The 23,737-nt window shown below is 44.2% G+C and carries 10 protein-coding genes; 6 read left to right on the top strand and 4 right to left on the bottom strand.

Annotated elements, in window-relative coordinates; genetic code table 11:
* The first annotated feature begins 116 nt into the window (after nucleotides 1-116).
* From AC3WJC_RS11110 to AC3WJC_RS11095, 4 genes are all read left to right on the top strand, one after another.
* The gene (locus AC3WJC_RS11110; protein ID WP_492399176.1) at nucleotides 117-4,247 is read left to right on the top strand and encodes a hybrid sensor histidine kinase/response regulator transcription factor; all 4,131 of its coding nucleotides are present in this window, start codon (nucleotides 117-119) and stop codon (nucleotides 4,245-4,247) included.
* Nucleotides 4,248-4,495: 248 nt separating this feature from the next.
* Complete coding sequence (locus AC3WJC_RS11105; RefSeq protein WP_492399175.1) at nucleotides 4,496-7,675, top strand: SusC/RagA family TonB-linked outer membrane protein; 3,180 nt, start codon at nucleotides 4,496-4,498, stop codon at nucleotides 7,673-7,675.
* A gap of 18 nt (nucleotides 7,676-7,693) precedes the next feature.
* Entirely contained in the window at nucleotides 7,694-9,385 is a 1,692-nt protein-coding gene (locus tag AC3WJC_RS11100) for a RagB/SusD family nutrient uptake outer membrane protein (protein WP_492399174.1), read from the top strand.
* 119 nt (nucleotides 9,386-9,504) lie between these two features.
* Nucleotides 9,505-11,340: a glycoside hydrolase family 35 protein gene (locus AC3WJC_RS11095; RefSeq protein WP_492399173.1), complete on the top strand. Its 1,836-nt coding sequence runs from the start codon at nucleotides 9,505-9,507 to the stop codon at nucleotides 11,338-11,340.
* Nucleotides 11,341-11,416: 76 nt separating this feature from the next.
* Here AC3WJC_RS11095 and AC3WJC_RS11090 read toward each other — a convergent pair whose 3' ends face one another.
* Together AC3WJC_RS11090 and AC3WJC_RS11085 are read right to left on the bottom strand one after the other, a co-directional pair.
* A complete protein-coding gene (locus tag AC3WJC_RS11090) occupies nucleotides 11,417-14,431 on the bottom strand; it encodes a PAS domain-containing protein (RefSeq protein WP_492399172.1) in 3,015 nt (1,004 codons plus the stop codon).
* A 74-nt stretch (nucleotides 14,432-14,505) separates the two neighbouring features.
* The gene (locus tag AC3WJC_RS11085; protein WP_492399171.1) at nucleotides 14,506-15,213 is read right to left on the bottom strand and encodes a GDSL-type esterase/lipase family protein; all 708 of its coding nucleotides are present in this window, start codon (nucleotides 15,211-15,213) and stop codon (nucleotides 14,506-14,508) included.
* A gap of 188 nt (nucleotides 15,214-15,401) precedes the next feature.
* On the opposite strand from AC3WJC_RS11085, the gene AC3WJC_RS11080 reads away from it, so the two are divergent.
* Together AC3WJC_RS11080 and AC3WJC_RS11075 are read left to right on the top strand one after the other, a co-directional pair.
* Entirely contained in the window at nucleotides 15,402-17,729 is a 2,328-nt protein-coding gene (locus AC3WJC_RS11080; RefSeq protein ID WP_492399170.1) for a PAS domain S-box protein, read from the top strand.
* Nucleotides 17,730-17,859: 130 nt separating this feature from the next.
* Complete coding sequence (locus tag AC3WJC_RS11075) at nucleotides 17,860-19,950, top strand: glycoside hydrolase domain-containing protein (protein WP_492399169.1); 2,091 nt, start codon at nucleotides 17,860-17,862, stop codon at nucleotides 19,948-19,950.
* 154 nt (nucleotides 19,951-20,104) lie between these two features.
* On the opposite strand, the gene AC3WJC_RS11070 is transcribed toward AC3WJC_RS11075, so the two are convergent.
* Together AC3WJC_RS11070 and AC3WJC_RS11065 are read right to left on the bottom strand one after the other, a co-directional pair.
* Nucleotides 20,105-22,633: a family 20 glycosylhydrolase gene (locus AC3WJC_RS11070; protein ID WP_492399168.1), complete on the bottom strand. Its 2,529-nt coding sequence runs from the start codon at nucleotides 22,631-22,633 to the stop codon at nucleotides 20,105-20,107.
* A gap of 92 nt (nucleotides 22,634-22,725) precedes the next feature.
* Nucleotides 22,726-23,604 (bottom strand): N-acetylglucosamine kinase, encoded by an 879-nt coding sequence (locus AC3WJC_RS11065; protein ID WP_492399167.1) that lies wholly within the window; start codon nucleotides 23,602-23,604, stop codon nucleotides 22,726-22,728.
* Between the last annotated feature and the right edge of the window lie 133 nt (nucleotides 23,605-23,737).

The raw sequence follows: 23,737 nt of genomic DNA, 5'->3' as shown, positions 1-23,737 counted from the left end.
CGATGAACATATCAGCATATTTTTATAAATTTACTGTAACAATTATATACCGGCGGCTGATGCTAAGCTTATCAGCACCTATGAATATTAGCCTGTTAAGGTAAATGCCGAGCGCAATGAGGGGATTATTGAAGAGTTTTTTATGCCTTGCGCAACTATTTATGTTGTGCAATGCAGCAAGTGCACAGGTTTGGCGTACATCGTTAAACCGGGTGAATTCGCCTGGCAATTATGCGTTAAAAACGTATACTACCAATGATGGCCTGCCATCAAAAACCACTACCTGTGCGTTTACCGACAGGCGCGGCTTTTTATGGGTAGGCTCAGAAAATGGGCTTTGTAAGTTTGATGGTTACACCTTTAAAACCTTTGTTACCATACCGGGTGATAGCACCACCATTACCAGCAATTACGTAAATGCTATTGTAGAGGATAGCAAAGGCCGCCTGTGGATAGGTACCATGGATGGGCTCAACCTGTTCGATCCGCTTACCGAAAAATTCGTCAGGTTTTACCATGACGATAAAATACCGCAATCCATCAGCAATAATAAAATATGGAGCCTGCTTACTGATAGCAGGGGCAAGGTTTGGGTAGGTACTGATGATGGTTTTAACCAGTATGTAGAAGGTACCCGTAAATTTATAGTTTATCAGCCTGATGCCTCGTCGGCAACGGCCATGAAGGGTAAATCAGTTAACGCAATTGTTGAGGATAAACAGGGTAACCTATGGCTTGGCAACTGGAGCAGCGGGCTGAACAAGTTTGATGTTAAAACCCGCCGGTTTACCAGTTATAACCAGCCCTATACGCCCGGCGATAAAAATCCGAACGATGTATGGTCGTTATGTTATGATGATGAAGGTCGTATATGGATAGGTACCTATTGGAAAGGGCTTTTTAGTTTTGATCCGCTGACTAAAAAGTTTACGCATTACGCATCTACCTCGGGCAATAATCCATCGGTATTCAGTATTATGGCGGCCGGTAAAAACAGTTTGCTGATAGGTGGTACCGAGCATTATTACTGGTTTAACACCGCTAATAAAACCTGGCAGGTACTGCCTGATGTCACTAATTTTTCAAATGGGAGTAGTTATACTGATCGGAATGGCATTATCTGGATATGCTCAAACAGTGGGCTAACCAAAATTGATCGCGGACAATATAAATTTAGTTTGTTTAAACTGGGCCTTGGCGGGCGCCCGGTAAAAGCCATGCTGGTTAGCGATTCGTGTTTGTGGATAGGAACCAGCAGCGGGCTGTTTAAGTATGATTACCGCACCGGTAAAAATCAAATATACCTCAGTTCACAAGCTAATGGCGCTTTGCACAGCGATGATATCATTAAGCTTTACCGTGATACCAAAGGTGATGTATGGGTACTAACCGAAAATGGGTTTGACCGTTACGATCAGCAAGCTAACAAATTCATCCACCACGAACACCATTCGGCCATTGGCAGTTTGTTTAATGAGGATGTTTACCGCGACATTATCGAGGTTGATCCCGGCGAATACTGGCTGGCTACCGATGCGGGCCTTAAAATTTATAACAGCCATACCGGTAAGTTTACACACTATTTTAACAACAAAAACGATAAATATTCCATCAGCAATAACCACCTGTACACCTTGTTTAAGGATGGCGATAATACCGTATGGATTGGTACCTACGGCGGCGGCCTTAACCGGTTTGACAGGCGGACGCACAGGTTTTATTCATATACTACTAACAACAATGTAAAAGGCAACATCAGCAACAATATTGTTAAAACCATATTGGCTGATTCGGGCGGAAACTTGTGGGTATGTACGCCCGACGGTTTAAATAAGCTCAACAAAAAGAAAGGCACTTTTGAGGTATACTCCCGCAGTAATGGCTTTGCCAGCAATGTGTTCAATGATATAACTACAGATAAGGCGGGCAATATATGGGTACTTACCGAAAAAGGCGCATCGGTGTTAGACCCTGTGAAAAAGGTGGTCAGGAATTTTGATGAGGCCGATGGCTTGTTTGTGAACAGCGTTATGTTTAATGACCGCCGCACCGGTATATACCTTGCCGGTACTGATGGCGTGATATTTTTTGATCCGCTTAAAATACGGTACAATAAGCATGTGCCGCCGGTCTATTTTTCAGATTTTCAGGTATTCAACAAAACGGTGATTCCAGGTGCCGATGCTCCGCTAAAAGAGAATCTTAACCTGGCGCGCGAGGTAACGCTGAACTACAGGCAAAGCGTATTTTCGGTTGATTTTGTGGGACTGAGTTTTACGCATCCCGAAAAAAATGAATATGCGTACAAGCTATCCGGCTTTGATAAAAAATGGAACTATGTGGGCAGGCAACGTAAAGCCACTTATACCAACCTTAACCCCGGTACCTATAAACTTTTGGTAATCGGCTCCAATAACGATGGCGTTTGGAATAAAAAAGGCAGCCAGTTAATTATTACCATTTTACCACCCTGGTACCTTACCTGGTGGGCTTACACCTTATACGGTTTGGCTGCGGTGGGTATAATTTATGCCTATATATTATACCGTGAAAGACAGGCCAGGCTGGAATACGAGATCCGGATATCGCATATAGAAAATGAGAAGGAGAAGGAATTGAACGAGAAAAAGCTGTCGTTCTTTACCAACGTTTCGCATGAGTTTCGTACCCCTTTAACGCTTATCATCAACCCGGTAAAGGAGCTCTTATATCGTGATGACAAGAATGTGGACACTACCAACCTTAACGTGGTATACCGCAATGCCAGGCGCTTACTGGGTTTGGTTGATCAGCTATTGCTCTTCCGCAAGGCCGACCTGAAAGCCGACAGCCTGAAAGTAGCCCGTTTAAATGCCGTAAACCTGAGTAAAGAGGTGTTTTTGTGTTTCAGCCACCAGGCACGCTCCAAAAAAATTCAGTTTGATTTTGATGCTAATACCGATAACGTTGAACTGTATGCCGATCGCGAAAAATTGGAGATCGTGTTGTTCAACCTACTGTCAAACGCTATAAAATTTACGCCGGAAGGGGGTAGGGTGAGTTTTGCTATTAAAGATCAGAGTGATGAAGTGCTGATCGGCATTGCCGATACCGGTTGCGGCATACCCGAAACAACCGGCGAAAAACTTTACGACCGCTTTTACCAGGAGCCGGGCATCAACAATTCGTTAAAAGGCGGCTTTGGTATAGGCTTGTATTTAGTGCGAACCTTTATTGAAAAGCACAAAGGCACCATTACCTACCAAAGTAAGGTAAACAAGGGTACAACATTTACTATTGTATTGCCAAAAGGCAAGGAGCAGTTAACTGATTGTGAGATTATTGAAGACGTTGATACACGCTCAGAGTTTTTAAAGGAACTGATTGAGGACGAAATAACCGCCAACGCCAAAGTGGAGGCTGCCGAGGAGTTGCTGTTTGATGATAAACTGGCATCAGATGTAAAGGCGTTGTTGCTGATTGATGATAACGATGATGTGCGCGAATACCTAAAACAGATATTTAAACTGGAGTACCGTATTTACGAAGCGGATAACGGGGAGGATGGCTTGCGGTTGGTTAAAGAATACCTGCCGGATCTGGTGGTGAGCGATGTAATGATGCAGGGCATGAGCGGTATTGAGCTTTGCAGCGTAATGAAGGAGGATGTATCCATATCGCACATACCTATTATACTGCTTACGGCCAGTTCATCGCACGAAATTAAGCTGAAAGGCATTGAGGGAGGTGCCGACGATTATATCAGCAAGCCATTTGAAAAGGAAATATTAAAAGCACGGGTAGCCAGCATCCTGAAAAGTAAAAACAACCTGCAAAAGTATTTTTACAACGAGGTAACGCTTAATTCCAACAACCTGCGCATATCCGCCGAGTACAAGGAGTTTCTGGATAACTGTATCAGCGTGGTTGATAAGCATATTACCGACCCTGACTTTAATATACAGGTACTGGCTGATGAGATCGGCATGTCGCGATCTAATCTGTATAAAAAAATAAAGTCGGTCTCGGGGCAGTCGTCAAACAGCTTTATCAGGTTTATTCGCTTGCGTAAGGCTGCCGAGATATTCATCAATACCGATAACACCATTCTGGAAACCTCGTACCTGGTTGGTATTAATGATCCGAAGTACTTTCGGGAGCAGTTTAACAAGCTGTTTAACATGAACCCATCGCAGTATATTAAAAAGTATCGCAAAAATTTCTCAAACAAACTGGTTGTTAATCCCGATTTGATGAAATACAGGTAAGTGTTTGATTGTTAATACATAAGATAGAATTTTAATAAATACAGCAGGGGGTAAATTATCAGTTTACCCCCTGTTTTTTGCCTATTGCCCCCTTTGGCGTACACCTTTTTACCCTCAAATTAGCTCCATAAACCTGAAGTAACCGCTTTGATTTTACAGCACATTGTTTAGTGCAGGCCATTGCCTCACTGGTGCCTACTATCGCGGATATTTTACCAATTAGTAATTTTTAATAACCATTTATGAGCATGAGAAAAAATCTACAAAAAGAATTGTCGCCTCCATGTTTATCGTCAAAAGCCGTATTGGCCGCAGCATTCTTTTCGCTGGCGGTAATGGCGGTAAGGCCGGTACATGCGGCTGTAGTTAACCCTTTACACAAGGTTAGCGCGGTGATGAACAAGTTTCCCGTTAGCGGTGTGGTAACTGATGAAAAGGGAGCACCGCTGCCGGGCGTAAGCGTTATGGTTAAAGGCACCACGGTTGGTGTAGTTACCGACGCAGATGGCAAGTACACCATACAGGCCAACAGCGAGAGCGATGTGCTGGTATTTTCATTCATCGGCTTCCAAACCATTGAAAAACCTATTGGTGGAAGCGGCAAGGTGAATATTCAATTAGCAGCAGATAACAAAGCATTGAACGAGGTAGTGGTAGTAGGTTACGGTACGCAAAAAAAGGCAACTTTAACCGGTTCCATATCGCAGGTTAAAGGCTCGGATCTGGTAAAGAGCCCGCAGCCCAACTTATCAAACTCATTGGCCGGCCGTTTTTCGGGTGTGGTAATTAATAACCGCAGCGGTGAGCCGGGTTACGATGGTTCAAACATCAATATTCGTGGTTTGGCAACAACAGGCAGCAACAATGTGTTGGTGGTTGTTGATGGTATACCAGGCCAGATAGGTGGTTTGGAGCGTTTAGACCCGAATGATGTGGAGAGCGTATCGGTACTAAAAGATGCATCTGCGGCTATTTACGGTAATCGTGCAGCTAACGGTGTAATTTTAGTAACCACTAAAAAAGGTAAAACAGGTAAGCCAACCATAAACTATAGCTTTAATCAAGGCTTTAGCTCACCTACCAGGTTGCCAAAAATGGCTGATGCAGCTACTTATGCACAGATCATGAATGAGATCAATTATGATTCAAACCCGGCAGGTGGCTTAAATCAATCTTTTTCTGAGGAGCAACTGCAAAAATTCAGAGATGGGTCTGATCCGTTATTGTATCCTAATACTGACTGGATAGATCAAACTTTGAAAAAGGTTGCCTTACAAAATCAGCAAAACTTATCGGTAAGTGGTGGTAGTGAAAATGTAAAATACTACACCTCATTGGGTACTATCTATCAGGATGGTTTATACAAAGATGGGGTTACCAAATATAAGCAATATAACTTCCGTTCAAACATTGATGCCAATGTGTCAAGCCGCCTAAAAGTAGGCCTATCATTAGCGGGCAGGCAGGAGAACAGGATGTTCCCGCAAACAGGTGCTGGTGATGTATTTCGCTCTGTATACCGCGCTAAACCTACAATTGCGGCCTTTTATCCAAACGGGTTACCTACAACCGGTATTGAATTTAATAATCCTGCAGTACAGGTTACCGATGCCGGTGGCACAGTTAATAATACAACTCAGGTATTTAACGGTATCTTGAGGGGTAGTTTTCTATTACCTGGTGTAGAGGGTTTATCTTTAGATGGTTTTTTCTCAGTTGATAATTCAGCTGCCTTTAATAAAAGCTATTCAAAACCTTACAACTTGTATACTTACGATAGCGGTACTAATATTTATTCACCCGTAGTAACGGGAGGAAATAACTCAAAAGCTACCTTGTCAGAAAGTCAAACCAATCAGTCGCTTATTACTTCAAACATCAAATTGAACTATGCGCGCAAGTTTGGCAAGCATGATATTAATGCTTTTGTAGGATACGAGCAAAGCAAAAACCATCTGGAATATTTTGATGCGCAACGTTTTAACTTCCTTTCAACACAGTTGCCGGAGTTATCACAAGGTGGTGTGGCTGCTACTGATTACCTGAACTCAGGTTACAGCACTAATTATACCCGTCAAAGTGTGATCAGCCGTTTGGCCTACAATTATGATGAAAAGTATTTATTTGAAGGCCAGTTACGTGTTGATGGTTCATCTATATTTCCGGAAGGAAAACGTTGGGGTTACTTTCCTTCAGCATCTGCCGCATGGCGCATATCTAAGGAGGGATGGTTCCAGGATAATGTAAAAGCGATAAACGATCTGAAGATACGTGCATCTTACGGTTCATTAGGTAATGATAATGTTAATGGTTTCCAGTTCTATGATAATTATGTATTGGTAAACAATGGCTTTGTTGCCATACCTGCAAATTCTACCACTGCAACCATACAACCGGGTGTAAACCTAGTAAAATTGGCTAACCCCAATATTACTTGGGAGGTGGCACGTAAGCTTGATATAGGTATCAATGCTACGGTTTTTAACAATTTCACTATTGAAGCTATATACTTCCAGCAAAAGCGTTCGTCTATTTTAACACAGCGTAATGCATCGCTTCCGGGTTCATCTGGTATTGTAAACCCTTATGGCAGCGATCCGCTGGTACCTTCAGAGAATATTGGTAAAGTAAACAGCACCGGTTTTGAAGGTACTTTAGGTTACAACTCCAATAATAAAGATTTTAACTGGGGTATATCAGGTAACTTTACTTATGCTAAAAGTAAGATCATATTTATTGACGAGGCAAGCGGTACGCTTGATTACCAACGTCAAACCGGATTGCCTTTAAATACTTACCTGCTGTATAATTCAATAGGGATATTCCGTACACAGGCTGATCTGGATGCAAATCCTCATGTAACCGGTGCCAAGGTGGGCGATTTGATTTACGAGGATTATAATAAAGACGGTAAAATTACTGCTGACGATCAAACACGTACTAAATACGGTAATATTCCACAAATCACTTATGGTTTTACCATGAATGCATCATACAAAAACTTTGATCTGTCGTTATTATTTTCAGGTCAGGCACAGGTTAGCCAATACGTATTGCCTGAAGCAGGTAGCGTAGGTAACTTTTACAGTACCTGGGCTGATAACAGGTTTAGCCCAACTAACACTAACGGTACCTACCCACGTGTAACAGAGCGTGCCTCAAACGCTATTAGCGGCGGCCAGTTTAATAATACTTTTTGGTTAAACAATGCATCATTCCTGCGCCTAAAAAATGTGGAGTTAGGTTACAATGTGCAGGCGTCATTCTTGTCTAAGCTTAGTATTTCAAATCTGAGATTATATGCGAGCGGATTCAATTTATTCACTATAACTAAGGTGAAAGATTATGATCCGGAAGGCTCAAGCGGCAGCGGGCAGTTTTATCCGCAGCAGCGTATTATAAACATAGGTGCAAGTGTTAAATTCTAACTACAAAGTAAATAAGTTATGAAATCGAGATATATAAAGCCGTTTTACTTTGCGTTATGTACTGTAGCGCTGGCGGCCTGCAAAAAAGATTATTTAGATATTAAACCAACAAATATAATATTAACCGAGAATGTTGAAACGGATACGGCAGTTTTTGAAGCCTATGTAACCAATAGATATATAGGGGCTAAATTGCAGGATAAAGAAGGAGAAGGTACCAATCCTGGCTTTGGCCGTGCCTTTGAATATAGTATGATGAGTTCATTCACTGACGAATCTATCTACAATAATGATGATGGTAGCTGGTTGATACAACGCGGGCAGCTTGCTCCCGAAAACCTGGGCAGCGTGGGTACATTTTGGGCACGTAGCTACCGTAGCATAAGGGAATGTAATTACGCGCTTAGTGTTTTAAGCCGTATAACCATGAGTGCGGGCCACAAAAAGCGCCTGGATGGTGAGCTTAAATTTATACGTGCATACCGGTACCATGATTTGCTGCGTAATTACGGTAAAGTAGTACTTATGGGTAACCGCATATTAAACCTGACCGATAATTTACAGGACCCGACACTATTTGAAAGGGCTACAATTAAAGCAGGTATGGATTATGCCATTGCACAGCTTGACTCGGCCGCGGCTGAATTACCGGTTAACAATGGCGATCAATGGTTGCCTGGCAGGGCTACAAAGGGTGCGGCTCTTGCACTTAAAGCTCGTCTTGCCCTTTATGCAGCAAGCCCGCTATATAATGCTGGTACCTGGGCTGATGCTGCAAAAGCGGCACAAGAGGTTATAGCACTTAACAAGTATAATATCTATAATGGGGGGTATGCCAATATGTTTTTGGTTGATCAAACGGATGAAGTTATCTTTCAACGCCTGTATACCAAAAATGCCAACCACGTGCATTTAGAAATAGCTAACGGCCCTAATGGTTATGGTGGCTGGGCTGGTAATACACCATTACAAAACCTGGTTGATGATTATGAGATGGCTAATGGTAAACCTATTACTGATAACACATCAGGCTATGATGAGGATAACCCTTACGCTAATCGCGACCCGCGTTTTTATGCAACTATATCATATAACGGTGGTGCCTATCGTGAACGTAATATTGAAACCTTTATTCCGGGAGGTAAGGATAGCCGTGATGGTGATAGCAACTGGAATACCACTAAAACAGGTTACTATCTCAAAAAATTCATGAATGACGCTTATCCGCTGCAAAATCCTTGGGGTAACGCGGGCTTTCAGCCGTGGATTTATATACGTTACGCCGAAGTGTTGTTAAACTTTGCTGAGGCTGCTAACGAGGTTGGCGGGCCGGATGCGGTACCAACAGGTGCCACCATGTCGGCAAGGCAGGCGGTAAACATGATCCGCAAACGTGCGGGTGTAAATATGCCTGATGTTATTGCCAGTGGTAAAGACGATATGCGTGAGGCAATTCGCCGTGAACGCCGCGTTGAGTTGGCATTTGAGGAACATCGCTTTTATGATGTGAGGCGCTGGATGATAGCTAATGTTACTGAAAATAAACCTGCGGCCGGTGTAATTATCACCAAAACCGCTACGGGATTTACTTACACGCCTAAAGTTGCTCTTGATGGACGCCACTTTGAAACCAAACATTATTGGTTGCCAATACCGAGATCTGAAATTCAGGCTTCGGGCGGTAAATTGGATCAAAACGATGGGTATTAGTAAGTGATTGGTTGGATGAGGGCCGGGGCATGCTCCGGCCCTTTGTTTATAAGCATTCAGCCGATGTTAATCAATGCAAAAAAAACCAATTAAATATTTATCATTCTCAAATTAACATTATGAAGCAATTTTCCTGCTCATTAATTATTTGCCTGCTTGCCGCCTCGCTGCTTGGCGGATGCTCGTCTGAAAAAAAGCAGCTCCATACTTTCGCGCTGGGCGATAGCACTTTTGTGCTTGATGGTAAGCCATTCCAGATCATATCCGGCGAGATGCATTACCCGCGTGTACCGCGCGAAGCCTGGCGTTCACGTATGAAAATGGCTAAGGCTATGGGCCTGAATACCATTGGCACTTATGTATTCTGGAACCTGCACGAACCTAATAAAGATCAGTACGATTTTACCGGCAATAATGATGTAGCCGAATTTGTGCGTATTGCCCAACAGGAAGGCTTGTGGGTAGTATTACGCCCAAGCCCTTACGTATGCGCCGAATGGGAGTTTGGCGGGTACCCTTACTGGCTGCAAACTGAAAAGGGCCTTGAAGTGCGCAGTAAAGAAAAACAATATTTAAAAGAATACCGCGAGTATATCAATGAGATAGGCAAGCAACTTGCGCCGTTACAAATAAACCATGGCGGTAACATTTTAATGGTACAGGTTGAAAATGAGTATGGCTCATACGGCAGCGATAAGGAGTACCTTAAAATTAACGAGCAAATGTTTCGTGAAGCGGGTTTTGACGGCATACTTTCAACCTGCGACCCGGTGCCGGCGCTTGAGGCTGGACATTTACCCGGCTTGCTGCCCGGCGTAAACGGTATTGATAACCCAAAACAGGTTAAAGAGCTGGTTAACAAATACAATAAAGGCAAAGGCCCGTATTTTGTTGCCGAGTGGTATCCGGCCTGGTTTGACTGGTGGGGCACGCCGCACCATACCGTACCGGCTAAAGATTATGTAAATCGTTTAGATTCAGCCTTGAAGGGTGGCATATCCATCAACATGTATATGTTTCATGGCGGTACAACACGTGGTTTTATGAACGGGGCTAACTATAAAGATACTACGCCTTACGAGCCGCAGATCAGCAGCTATGATTATGATGCCCCGCTTGATGAGGCCGGTAACGCTACCGATAAGTTTATGCAGTTTAGGGCCGTAATTCAAAAAAACCTGCCTGCCGGGCAGCAGATACCTGATGTGCCAGCGGCTAAGCCATCCGGTGCAATGCCTGCTATCAAAGTTCAAAAGCAGATTAGTGTGTTTAATGTATTAGGAACGCCTAAAGAAAGCAAATCGCCCCTTACTTTTGAGGATATGAACCAGGCTTATGGTTACGTGCTTTACCGTACTACCATAAAAGGCGGCAAAAGCGGCCTGCTTAAAATTAAGGACTTGCGTGATTATGGCGTAGTATTCATCAACGGCAAAAAAGTGGGTACACTTGACCGTCGCTTAAATCAGGACAGTATGCAGGTAAGCCTGCCCGCAGGTGACGTAACGCTTGATTTACTGGTTGAAAACATGGGGCGTATTAACTTTGGCCCATACCTGCTAAAAAACAAAAAAGGTATAACCGAAGCCGTAATGCTTAATGGTGCACCGGTTTATGGCTGGAAAATGTTCCAGCTACCATTTGATAAGGTTGAAACCGAAAAAATAAGCGGTAACGATGTTGTTAAAGATCAGCCGGTATTAAAATACGCGGAGTTTGAGTTAAGCAAAGCACAGGATACTTATCTGGATATGCGCAAGTGGGGTAAAGGCGTGGTATGGATCAACGGGCATAACCTTGGCCGTTACTGGAGCATTGGCCCACAGCAAACTATATATGTACCTGCTGAATGGCTAAAACAAGGCAAAAACGAAGTGGTGGTTTTTGAAATGATCAAACCCGATCAAACCGAAATTACCAGTTTAGCCAAACCGATACTTAACGATTTAAAATAAATATCCCCCTATATTAAGCGTGGTCTGTTTACAGGCCGCGCTTTTTTGTGAATAGTAATTTGCTAAATACGGATGATTAATTGCTTTTTGAATGTATAGGCTGGGGCTGGCTTTTGATAATGATATTATGAATAACCTCATCCAACTCATTTGCCGAGATGGTAAGGTATTCCAGCATTAGTTTTCTGTCATTGTCGCAATGGCCATTGTTCAACAGGTCAAGCAGGCCGAGTATACGGGCAAGCGGAGCCCGTACTACATGCGATTGTGTCCAGGCTATTTCCTGTAACATGGCGTTGTGCTTTTCAATGGCGTGAATGTAATTCGTCCTCTCTGTAATATCCTGTATAGCGCCGATCATCCGCACCGGGCTACCATCATCATCAAATATTAAAAAAGCACGGTCTAAAACGGTTTTATAGCTATTATCGGCACAGCGAAAACGGTATTCGCTCGTCCACCTCGAAAAACGGTTGATGATGCTGCGGTTAACAACGGCTGTAGCTTTTTCAATATCATCCGGGTGTACATGGTTATACCACCACTGGTAATCATTCTTCAGTTCCTTATGCCCGAATATGCCGATGATGCCATGGTTCCAGGTGATCTCGCCGCTAACAATGTCCAAATCCCAGATCGCGTCACTGGTTGCTTTAGATACACTGTTGAACCGTTCCAGGTGTTCTTTAATAACACTGTCCTGCTGCACACGTTGTGTAACATCGCGCGAGTTAAGCACAATACCATCTACAGCCGGGTCGTCACGCAGGTCAGTGATAACAGTTTGCAGCCAGCGGCTTTCGCTTTTATTGTTATTAAATAAAAAAGGCGGCAGTTCTACACGCTGGTGCACTTTAATTTTTGACAGTTCAGCAGCCAGTAGCTCAGCATCAGCCGCGAGTAAATAATTGCCAATTTTGTTACCGGTCAATTCATCAGCATCAATGCCTGCTACAAAGGCGGCATTAGGACTTACGTATTTGCATACTCCCTCCTTATCAGTAATGCATATCAGGTCAGACCCTTCCTGTATCAACGCCCTGAAACGGCGCTCACTCGCTTTCAGCGCATCCTCCGCTTTCAGTTTATCCGTATAATCAATAGCTATGGCTATCCGGGCGGCCTTGCCATCGTAATTAATAGAATTGCCGCGCGTCATCACCGTTATTATTTCGCCGTTGCGTTTTACATGCCTGGAGAGTCCGGTATGTTGTACGCCCTCTTTGATGTCTTTATTTAGCATATCCCTAAATAAAGGGATATCTTCCTGCGGCCTTATCTCAAACAAAGTCATGGCCCTGAACTCCTCTTTGCTGTAGCCATATATTTCAATGGCGGCATCATTTACGTCCAGATATTCCAGGGTATTTACATCGTAAACAAACATAGGGTGCGGGCTTAGCTGAAAAAGATCGCTATAACGGTTCTTTAACGCTTCCAGATCCTGATGCACCAGTTTGCTTTCGGTAATATCAAGGCAGGCACCAATCATTTTAAGTGGCGCGCCGTTACTGTCACTTTTAAGCGATCCCCATGATCTGAGGTACCTTATCTCGCCGTTTGGCCTTATAATACGTTCTTCAAACGTAACATCCTGCTTGTTGGCAAGTACGCCGGATATGATATTATAAACACGCTCCCTATCCTCGGCGTGCAGGAGTTCCTGGTAACCTTCAAACGTGGCCTTAAATTCATCCTTATTAAGCCCGTATATTTTATACAAGGTTTCTGACCAGCTTACTTTATTTTCCCTAACATCCCAGGCCCAGTTGCCAAAACGTGCCAGTTCCTGCCCCAGCGTCATTAAATGCATGGTATCCTGTAGGGTGGCGGCGTATTGCCTGTTCTCAATAATTACTTTGAGCAAGGCCGCGGCACGTTCAATTATCTTTACTTCGTGCTCTTCTGGTAATCGTACTTTATTATAATAAAGGCCAAATGTAGCTATAGCCTCATTTGCACTGTTGAGTATAGGGTATGACCAGCAGGCAAGCAGGTTATTGGCAAGCGCGATATCCCTATACTTTACCCAGTGTATATTAGTAGCGATATCACCGGCTATCACCGGCTTTTTTAAGTAAGCGCTTGTTCCGCATGAGCCGGCATTATTACCTATTGGTGAAGCCTCAATGCCGTCTACATAATTTTGCGGCAGGGTAGATGTAGCCCAGTTATAAACTTTGTTATCATGCACACTCATTACCGAGCAGGTCATCTCCGGGAAAATAGATTCAATGCCTGTATTGTAACTGTTAAGCACCTCTAAAATTGGTGTACCGGGTTGTGAACTTAACTCGAGTATGCTTCTTTCAAGACGTTCAAGTTTATGTAATAGTTCGGCACTTTGTGTTGATCTTACTTGTTCTGTAACATCATTGGCCATAAAAATACGCGTATGCGGCCCCCATGATGGTAAAGGGGCTGATGTAACGTGTGTATTGAGTAGTTGGCCATGCTTGTTAACCAGGCGCATTGCCTGGCTGTTTGGTAACCCTTTGAGTACAATGTTATCCAAAGCCTGCTGCAATAGCTCTGCATCCTCGGTATACCATAGATCTTTAACAGTAAGTGTAAGGTATTCGTCAAGCGTGTAACCAAAGGTGTTTTGTGCCGCCTGGTTAGCCGCCAAAAATTTAAGTGATTGTGTATCATAAGCCCAGGTGGGTAGTGGACTATAGTTAAACAAGTCAAAGCTTTTTTGCCACTCCAGTTTTTTGATAACATTTAGCGGCTGCGGCGTAAAGTTTTGCGCCAGGCATACTATTTCGCCGGCCGCGTTTAACATTGGGTAAGTATCAACAGCCAGTATCGTGTTGCCGGTATTTAGGGTAGTTATTAACTTTTCGGGATGGGGTTGTAACGTATTACCAGCGGCCTCCAGCGCGTTTTGCAATGTGCCGGCTGATCCGGATGCAAAATACCGTGTCGCGAAATCAGCGTAAGGCAAGCCTGTTAATGCCTCTTGAGCAATATTAACAATATCTAAAAATGCCTTATTAGCAAATTTTATAGCATATTGCCGGTTTGTATTAATAAGCAAACACGGTACGGGCTGTGCATCAACAATAACCTCGATTTCCCTCAACGTCATAATTTAATTAGGTTGTATGAAGTTAATGCTTTTAATTTCAAAAGATAACTAAAAATAAACTGACTTTTACAAAGTTAGTTCAGAGCTTTTTTAATGGCCTCGTCGGTAACCTTCGCCATAATTTCATAACCTTTATGATTGGGATGAACGCCATCAAGCGTTAACTCCGCTTTTTGCCCGTTTTTGTCATTAACCAGTGGGGTAAAATAATCTAATATTACAAGTTTGTTTTGCTGTGCATACAGCTTAATGGCTTTGTTCAAATTTATAATTGGCTCGGCAGCGGGGTAACCCTTACGCCATGGGTATTCGTTAACGGGCAAATAGGCGCAAAGTATCGGCTTTATATTATGCGTTTTTGCCAGCTCCACCATGGAGCGTATGTTGTTCATGATTGTTTCAATAGTTACATGCCCGGTTGAGCCGGCCAGGTCATTACTGCCCGCAAGTATAATTACGGCTTTTGGTTTTAGGTCGATCACATCCTGCCTGAAACGTATGAGTAACTGCGGTGATATCTGTCCGCTTATGCCGCGGTCGATGTAGTTTTTATTACGGGCAAAGTATTCGGGCATCCGTGTTTTCCAGAATTCAAATATGGAGCTGCCCAAAAACACCACTCGTTTTTCGTTAGCGGCGGGCGGGGGTAAAGCACTATTTTCAGCAGCGTAATGGCGCAGGTCAGCCCAGTCATCCTTAAAATCTTCAGCGGCCGGCTTATCCTGTGCAAACAGAGCCGACGAGCACATGACGAATGCGATGAGAGTCAATTTTATTTTCATATCAGTACAGGTATTTAAATGGTTGGTAAAAGGTAGTAAAATATTTATTACTTGTAAAAGCAAAATCCGCTCAACTTTGTAACTATTAGATAAACTACAACTTCAAGCTGCATTTAGCTAACCAATTTTGTAACCTATAGCACGCTAATGCGTACACCCATGCATAAGCGTATTTATTGATATTGTGTATGAGGCATGGTGCTGTAAAAATAGCCCTGATTTTTGTGGTAATAAGCCTGTTATGGATCACCTTTAGCGACCGTTTACTTGTTTATTTATTAAATGATACTAACAGCAGGTTCATTTTAACGGTGAGTACCGTTAAGGGGTATGTATTTATTATCTGTACAGGCTTATTTTTATATATTTTAATACGTGCTGATGATAAGGCGCTCAAAAGGAGTGAAAGCCAATACCGGGACATGTATGAAACCAACCATACACCCATGTGTATCTACGATGCCGAAACAGGCCGCATAGTTTCGGTGAACAAAGCAGCCATAACGGTTTACGGCTATCCGCATGAGGCTTTTTTAAAGAAAAAAATAACCGACCTTATTTTTAATGATGACCGGGAAAAGCTACCCGAACGACAGGCTAATGCCTTAGCTGAAGCTGATTTGCAACATATTAAAACAGATGGGTCATTATTTTATGTGAACCAATCTTTACATAAAATACAGTTTAACGGAAAGCCGCACATGCTGGCCATGATGCGTGACATGACCGAGCAGATACGTTACCAGCAATCGCTGGATAAATTTAACAGCGACCTGCAAGCCGAAAAGAAAAAACTGAGCGAAACCCAATTGATGGCTAAAGTAGCCGGTTGGGAGTTTTACCCCGTAACGAGTAAGCTCATCTGGTCTGACGAGTTTTATGAGATATTCAGTTTAAACAAGGCCGATACCCGCCCTGCTTTTGAAATTTATGTAAGCCACATATTTACAGAGGACAGGCCGATGATGCTTAAAGCTTTGCAGGAACTGGTGACCCAGGGAAAACCATTTGATGTTACCCACCGCATAAACGCCCTTGATGGCAGCATACGTTATGTGCGCCAGTTGGCACGGCTCGAAACAACAGAGCCGGAAGTGAAAGTTGTAGGATCGGCACAGGATATTACCGAGCTAAAGCTGCTCGAAATGGAGCGCAATAAGTATCAATACAATTTTGAAGATACGCTGAACAGCATATCCGATGCGTTTTTTGCATTAAATGATGATATGCGTGTGTTGCGCATCAATGAGGCCTTCAGGCAGATGACCAGGCAACCAACGGATTCGGTTTTGGGCGAAAGTATTTTTAAGATCTTCCCGAAAGAGCGAAACCGCTTTTATGAGTATTACGGAAGAGCGTTACGCGAAAGGGTGATCGTTAAACACGATGATTACTCAGAAGTGCTGAACAAATGGATACGCATGGCAGCCTTCCCTACAAACGATGGCGTTTCGGTTTACTTTTCGGATATAACTGAAGACAGGCTTAAAGACATCAAATTAAAAGAAGCGGTTGAGCGTTACGAGCTTGTAGCCCAGGCCACAAAAGATGTGATTTATGACCTGGATATATTAAACGACACTATTATTTACAATACCAGTTTAACCCACCTGGTAAATATTCCGTTTGATGAGATCCGGTATAACCTGGCCTGGTGGCGCGGGCTGATCCACCCTGCTGATGTGGAAGAAGTGGTATCAAGCCAGGAAAGGGTAAAAAATCTGCGAAAACCTAACTGGGAGTGTGAATATCGTATTTATTGCGGTAACGGCGAGTATAAGTACATTATGGATCAGGGCTATTTTGTATTTAACGAGCAGCACGAGCCTGTAAGGTTGATAGGTGCCATGCGGGATATTGATGCCCTTAAACGGTCAACTCAGGAAAATAAGCGCCTTGCCGATATTATAACCCGGGTAAATAACATGATACTGGTTACTGACCGTGATGATAAAATTGCCTGGGTTAACAATGCCTTTGAGCACATAACAGGTTATCAGCTTAGCCATATCCGGGGTAAAAAGCCACGGGAGGTACTGGGCAGACCCGGTGAGGATGAAACAATGCACGAAGAACTGGGTAAACTAGTACAGCAGCGTGAGCCTTTTACAACCGATCTGATCATGTACACGGTTGATAAGCAGGTGGTTTGGGTTTCGGCGGAGTTTGCCCCTTTTTACGATGATGATAACAGCTACAATGGGTACATAGCCGTATTGCAGAACATCACTTCGCGTAAGGAGAAAGAGTTTGAAATACAACGGCAGAATAACTTTTTACGCGAACTGGCCTGGATGAGTTCGCACCAGATGCGCAGGCCGGTGGCCACCATGCTTGGGCTCATGAATTTAATTGACATAGCCGAAAAGGACGAGGATAAAGAAGAGATACTACCCATGCTGGATGCCAGTATTAAGGAAATGGACAGTATCGTGCACAACATCCACCTGAAAATTAATGATGCCCTGCAAAACGAGCCTATTAATACGAACGATGGTATTGATAAGATAGATTAGAACACTGATTTTGCGCCTGGTAACAAAATCTTTAGGTTAAATATGGGCATTTCTATTGCTTACTAAAAAAGGCATGGCTATCATTGCTTAATAAATGCTTTTAGCTGACCGTCAATTATCATAAGCTGCAATGAAAAAAATTAACTATGTCCTTTGGGCTGCCTATGCTTTGTCGCAATTTTTTATCGCTACAGCAAGCGCGCAGTACGGGAGCGCTAACTCAGATCCTGCAAATTCAGTAAATGTGTTTCTGGGTACATCGGGAGATCACGGGCAGTTATCGCCCGCGGCATCGTATCCATTCGGGATGTTGAGCATCGCGCCGCAAACTTACCCTAACCTGCATGCGGGTTATGAGCATAACGCTAAAAAGGTGCTTGGCTTTACCCATAACCGTTTTGAGGGTGTGGGCTGTATGGGCAGCGGTGGCAGTATCCTCGTTAAACCTTTCACTGGCGATAATGCGGATGATACCGAACTGCTTAAATCATCAGAAGCTGCCGGTCCGGGCTTTTACCGTATCGGCTTTGAGAATGGCATCAGCGTAAACATCGCGGTAAATAAAAACTCTGGTACCGAGGCTTATACTTTTCCGGCCGGGGGCAAGCATGGCTTTTACATCAACCTGAGCCACACATTAGCCAATGGCTTTGTGGCCGAGGAGCATACTGCCGTTAATAACAGTTTAAGCGGTTGGGTTGATGCGCATACTACCTGTGGCGCGGGTGTGTACCGATTATATTATTACATTATTTTTAGCGCACCGGTAAAGTTTGAAGAGGGTGCCGATCATCAACTGATCGCGCGGGTTGCAGGGGCTGATAGAACGGTGATGCTGAATGTCGGCATATCATCAGTTGATGTGGCTCACGCACAGGCATCATCCAAAACCAATGGTACCGATGCTTTGCAAACCGCCAGTCATGCCGACTGGAACAAAACTCTTGGCGCGGTTGAGGTAAGCGGCGATGCCGAAACACAAAAGCTGTTTTACTCGCTGCTGTATCGTACGGTACAGTCACCATACATAATTTCAGAAGCGGATGGCGCATATAGGGGTACTGATGGCTCGCTGCAAAAAACCAATAGAACGGTGTATAACGGCTGGTCGATATGGGATAATTACCGTACGCAGTTGCCGCTGATGTCCTTACTTTATCCGGATAAATATGCTGATATGGTTACGTCCATCGCATCCATGTATAAATACGGCAAAAAGGATTACGCCACACAGCACGAGCCATCCAATACCGTACGCACTGAACATGCCATGGTGGTATTGCTTGATGCCTGGCGTAAAGGCTTTAAGTTTGATGTTAAAGGCATTGCCGATTCGCTGATAGCCGAGGGCAACAGCTTGGATTTTGCCAAGCCGGATAAAGCGTTGGAGTCGAGCTATGATGCCTGGGCGCTATCGCACTTGATGGAGATTGCCGGCCGTAAAGCGGAGAGCGCTAAATTCCGTGAGATCGCCCTGAAGTATAAGGAATACTGGGAAAAGGACTTTAAGGACGTTACCAAACGCGATGTCGACCGTATGCAGGCACGCGGGCTATACCAGGGTACTATATGGCAATACCGCTGGTTTGTTCCGTTTGATGTTAAGGGTTTAATTAACATGGTTGGGGGGGAGCAGAAATATGTCGAACAGTTGGATTACTTTTTTGCCAACGACTTATACAACCATGCCAACGAGCCCGACATACAAGCGCCGTTTATGTACAACATGACCTTGCAGCCCTGGAAATCGCAGCAGATGGCCCATAAATACGCGGCTGATACCGTGGTGCAGTATTATTTTAATGATAACAGCCGGGGTATTGATCCGTTTGTGAACCGCATATACCGCAACCAACCTGATACTTATGTACGTACTATGGATGATGATGGCGGCGCAATGTCCGCTTGGTATGTGTTTACGGCCTGCGGTATTATGCCCGCCTGCGTTGGCGAACCGGTGTTTTACCTGAACGCGCCATTGTTTTCAGGTGTAAAATTCAATTTTCCGGATGGAAAGAAATTCAATATCACGACCACGAATTTTACCGGGAAAAACATTTACATCACCTCGGCCACGTTGAACGGCAAACCACTTGAACGTAACTGGTTAACCTACGCCGAGCTCCGCAAAGGCGGAACGCTCAACCTGACATTGAGCAGCCAGCCCGATAAAACCTGGGGCACAAAAAACCAGTACATCACTGATATAAAAGCCAAATAACACCAAAGGCGCTGTTTATCAAAACAGCGCCTTTGGTGTAAATTCTAAGCTCTTAACTCTAAATCCTAATTTCTAAAATTTAAAACTCATCTCAATCTTCTATTACTATTCACCAATCTCTGGCTACTAAACCCTCTACTCACCACTCACCACCTCACTGTATCACTTTAACCGTGCGTCCGCCACGGCCATCGGCGTTGAATACCCTGAGGTTAAGTAGCGGGGAATAGGTCACACTGTCGGTAAATAGGCTGCTGTTTACATCAGGCTCGGTACCATCGGTAGTGTAACGGATGGTAAAGCCGGGTAGCTGCACGTTGGCTTTAACCAGTCCGTTCTCAATAATAAAACCAGGTGTTGGTATGCGATAGGCAAACCCACCCGCGTAATGGTCGAGCTTAGGCAATTCAGTTTTGGCTATTTTATTGGCAAATGCTGCCCAAGCCTGGTTGTATAAGGCTTCGCTTTTAGCGATCTCAGGCTCGGTAGCCCATTGCGGATCTACAGCCCAGGCACGTTCGGCTACGCCTAATAATTTAGGCAATAACAGGTATTCTTGTTTTTCGGGAGAGGTGATCACCTCGGCCCAGAGCGGCGCTTGTATACCTACAATATTTTTACGGCCGGCATCAGTTAATTGCTCCTTGCCATCAAAGTAGCCGGCTTTAAGCGGCTGGCCCTGCTCATTCTCTTTCTGGTTTTTATAATAATTGTAAGGTATCAGCGAAAATGGTTTGTTTACATCCACATAGCCGCCCCAATACTGGCCACGCTCATAAAAGCTGGTGTTATAAGCCAGGTCGAGGTACAGGTTGGTAACATTGGTTAAAACAACTTTATAGCCCGCGTTAGCCAGCTTGTAGGCTAAATCCTCATTACCGGCAAGGTTATTCCAAACATCGGTATGAAAGTTCTCGTTAGCGAAGCGGGGGTCGATCACCAAACGTTTGCGGCCGTTAACTACACCACTGGTCAGGCCGATCTCTTCCCAGCCCGATAGGTAAAGGCCCTTACTTTTCAGTATGGTGTTTAGCTTGCCAAAATAGTAAAACCATACGTCAGATGTATTTTTAATGCTCGAATCCTTTTTCATCAGGTCGTCAATAACCGGCGATTTTTCCCAAACGCCGCCGGGTACTTCATCACCTCCAAAGTGAATGGTTTGCAGCGGGGCACCCGCTTCTTTGTACATGGCTATCAATTCATCAGATACCTTTTCTAAAAAAGTATATACTGACGGTAGCCCGGCATTGATCACATTATCACTAAAACCCTGTACCGAACGGTAGCTTGATCTGTCGTTCAGGTCGCGCAGCAAATACTGTTCAGCTTCGGCTTTTTTGCCCAACTTATTCAGGCGCTCGTAACGGGCGTTCATGGCCTTAATGACGGCGCGTGCATGGCCAGGTGTCTCGATCTCGGGTATTACTTTAATGTGGCGGTCATTAGCATAACGCAGTATATCTAAAAACTCCTGCCTGCTGTAGTAGCCGCTGCCTGCCTGGTTGGTAGTATCAGGGCCTGAACCGTAAGCCGGGTTAATGCTATTTAACTCATTACTGCTATGGCTGCGGGTTGCGCCGGTTTGCGTAAGCTCGGGCAGGCCGGGTATTTCAATGCGCCAGCCTTCATCATCCGTAAGGTGCAGGTGCAGTACATTGAATTTATATAACGATAGCAGATCGATCACCTTCAAAACCTGTGCTTTGGGCTGAAAGTTACGGGCCATATCAAACAGAAAGGCGCGGTGCTCAAAGCGCGGCGCATCGGTTATGCTGATGCAGGGGATATCAAAATTCTTTTGCGTACCTGCCCATGCCGTAGCCGGCAGCAAGTTTTTTAGCGATTGCAAGCCGTAAAATATACCCGAACCATTGGTAGCCGTAATGGTGATACGGCCGGGAGCTACCTGTAGCTGGTAACCTTCGGGGCCGTTGTTGCCGCCTTTTTGCAATACAATAACATTGTATTTTTCGGTAAAGCCGGTTTGTGGCTTGCTGCCAAATACTTTGGCCAGTTCGTCCTTAAAATAAGTGGCTTCTTTAATAAAAGCCGGGTCGTTGATGATCTTAACCTGTGGGGTTAGCTTAAAATTACCGGCGGTACGCTTATACGTAACCGGGGTAGGCAATACCGGCGATAAATTAGCCGCGGGTATATCGGTAATTACCTGGTTTTGGCGATAGATCTTTTCGGCCAGTGCTTTTTCACTCTTATCAATATTTACCTGGTTGCTTATATCGGTAAGCAGGGGATAGCCTTTTTCCGGATCAGTATCAAATACGATATAGAAGCCTTTGGGGAAATCTGTCACATCCTTTACATGGCTCTGTAGTACGCTTGATGAGATGGAATCGCCGGCGGCAACGCTCCTGAAACCACTGCCCGGATATAAAATGAAAAGGTCGCCATTAACACGGTCAACCAGCAGGTTTTTATCCAGTCCGCCGCTGCGGGTGGTGGTAGCGTTAAAGTATATTTTCCAGCCTTTTGCAGGTACGGGTTTATCACCTTTATTAACCAAAGTAACCTTTGCCCTGGCTTGTGTGGTGTTGGCATACGGGTTCTCCACAATTTGCCAGGTAAGCCTTACATCAGCGGCATTGAACGGGGTTTTGGTTTGAGCCATTGCCGTAGCAGCCATTATCGTCGCCAAAAAAAATACTAAAGCCGTTTTTCTCATAAATAGATGTTTAGGGGCAAGCCCCATGATTTTTAAATATATGCTACAGGCGCAAAAAACCTGCCGATAAAAAAGTAAAAGCCAGTTTTGCCTTATGCCGAAGCTTCATTCACGCCGCCCGGCGGCTGAACGGTCGCTTTGGAATGGTAATTTATCAAGCCTTCGATAGGTGCCTTAATAATGTTACCGGTACGCATACCATAGCCTTTAGCCACATCGGTCAGTATCGCCGAAAACATATAGCCTATTGATCCGACACAATTTAGCGAGTATAGTTTAAAATCAGGGTATAATGAGATCATATTTTCAAAGCAATCCGTAAATGCTTTTCTGATGATCCCGGCGATGTAAGGATGTTCCATGCGCGGTGCCATAAAGCGTACAAAACTCGCGCAAAACCGGTTAGGTAAGGGTTTGGAGTGGGCATGTTCCACAATATCATCAGGTGTAAGCCCGTATTCGTTCCAAAAGGCTATGCGCAGATCTTCGGGTAACTGGCCGCGGCCGTAGCTTACCAGCAGTTGCTTGCCAATATACGCGCCGCTACCTTCATCGCCCAGCATAAAACCCAGCGAATCTATTTGATGGGTGATGGTTTTGCCATTGTAAATACAACTGTTTGCTCCCGTACCCAATATGGCCACAAAGCCGGTATCGTTACCCAGTACAGCCCTTGCCGCAGCCAGCAGATCGTGCTGTACTTCGATATGCGCATGAGAGAATATGCGGCTTAGCGCAGTTTCAATAATGTAGTTTTTATCGCCACTGCACCCTGCGCCGTAAAAATATATTTCGCTTACCTTATGGCTATCAACAGTTGCAGGCAGTTTTGATAATATGGTGTTGTGTACATAATCGCTATCAACATAGTAAGGGTTAAAGCCTTCCGTATCAAAATAAGTGATCGAGTTGTTGTCGCCCAACAGGCACCAGTCGGTTTTTGTAGAGCCACTGTCTGCAATAAGTTTCATTTAATGATTAGTTTAATTTTGCAAATGCCTTTGCCATAGCAGTGATGCCGGCTAAAGCTACGTATCATGCTACACAATCTCTGAGGTGAAGGGAAACAACTTAGTTTATGGTAGGCAATAAACCAAAACTAAT

It is taken from the genome of Mucilaginibacter sp. FW306-07-L, assembly GCF_058782065.1.
Note: the sequence above shows the minus strand (reverse complement) of the source record. Positions and strands in the feature narration are given on the sequence as shown.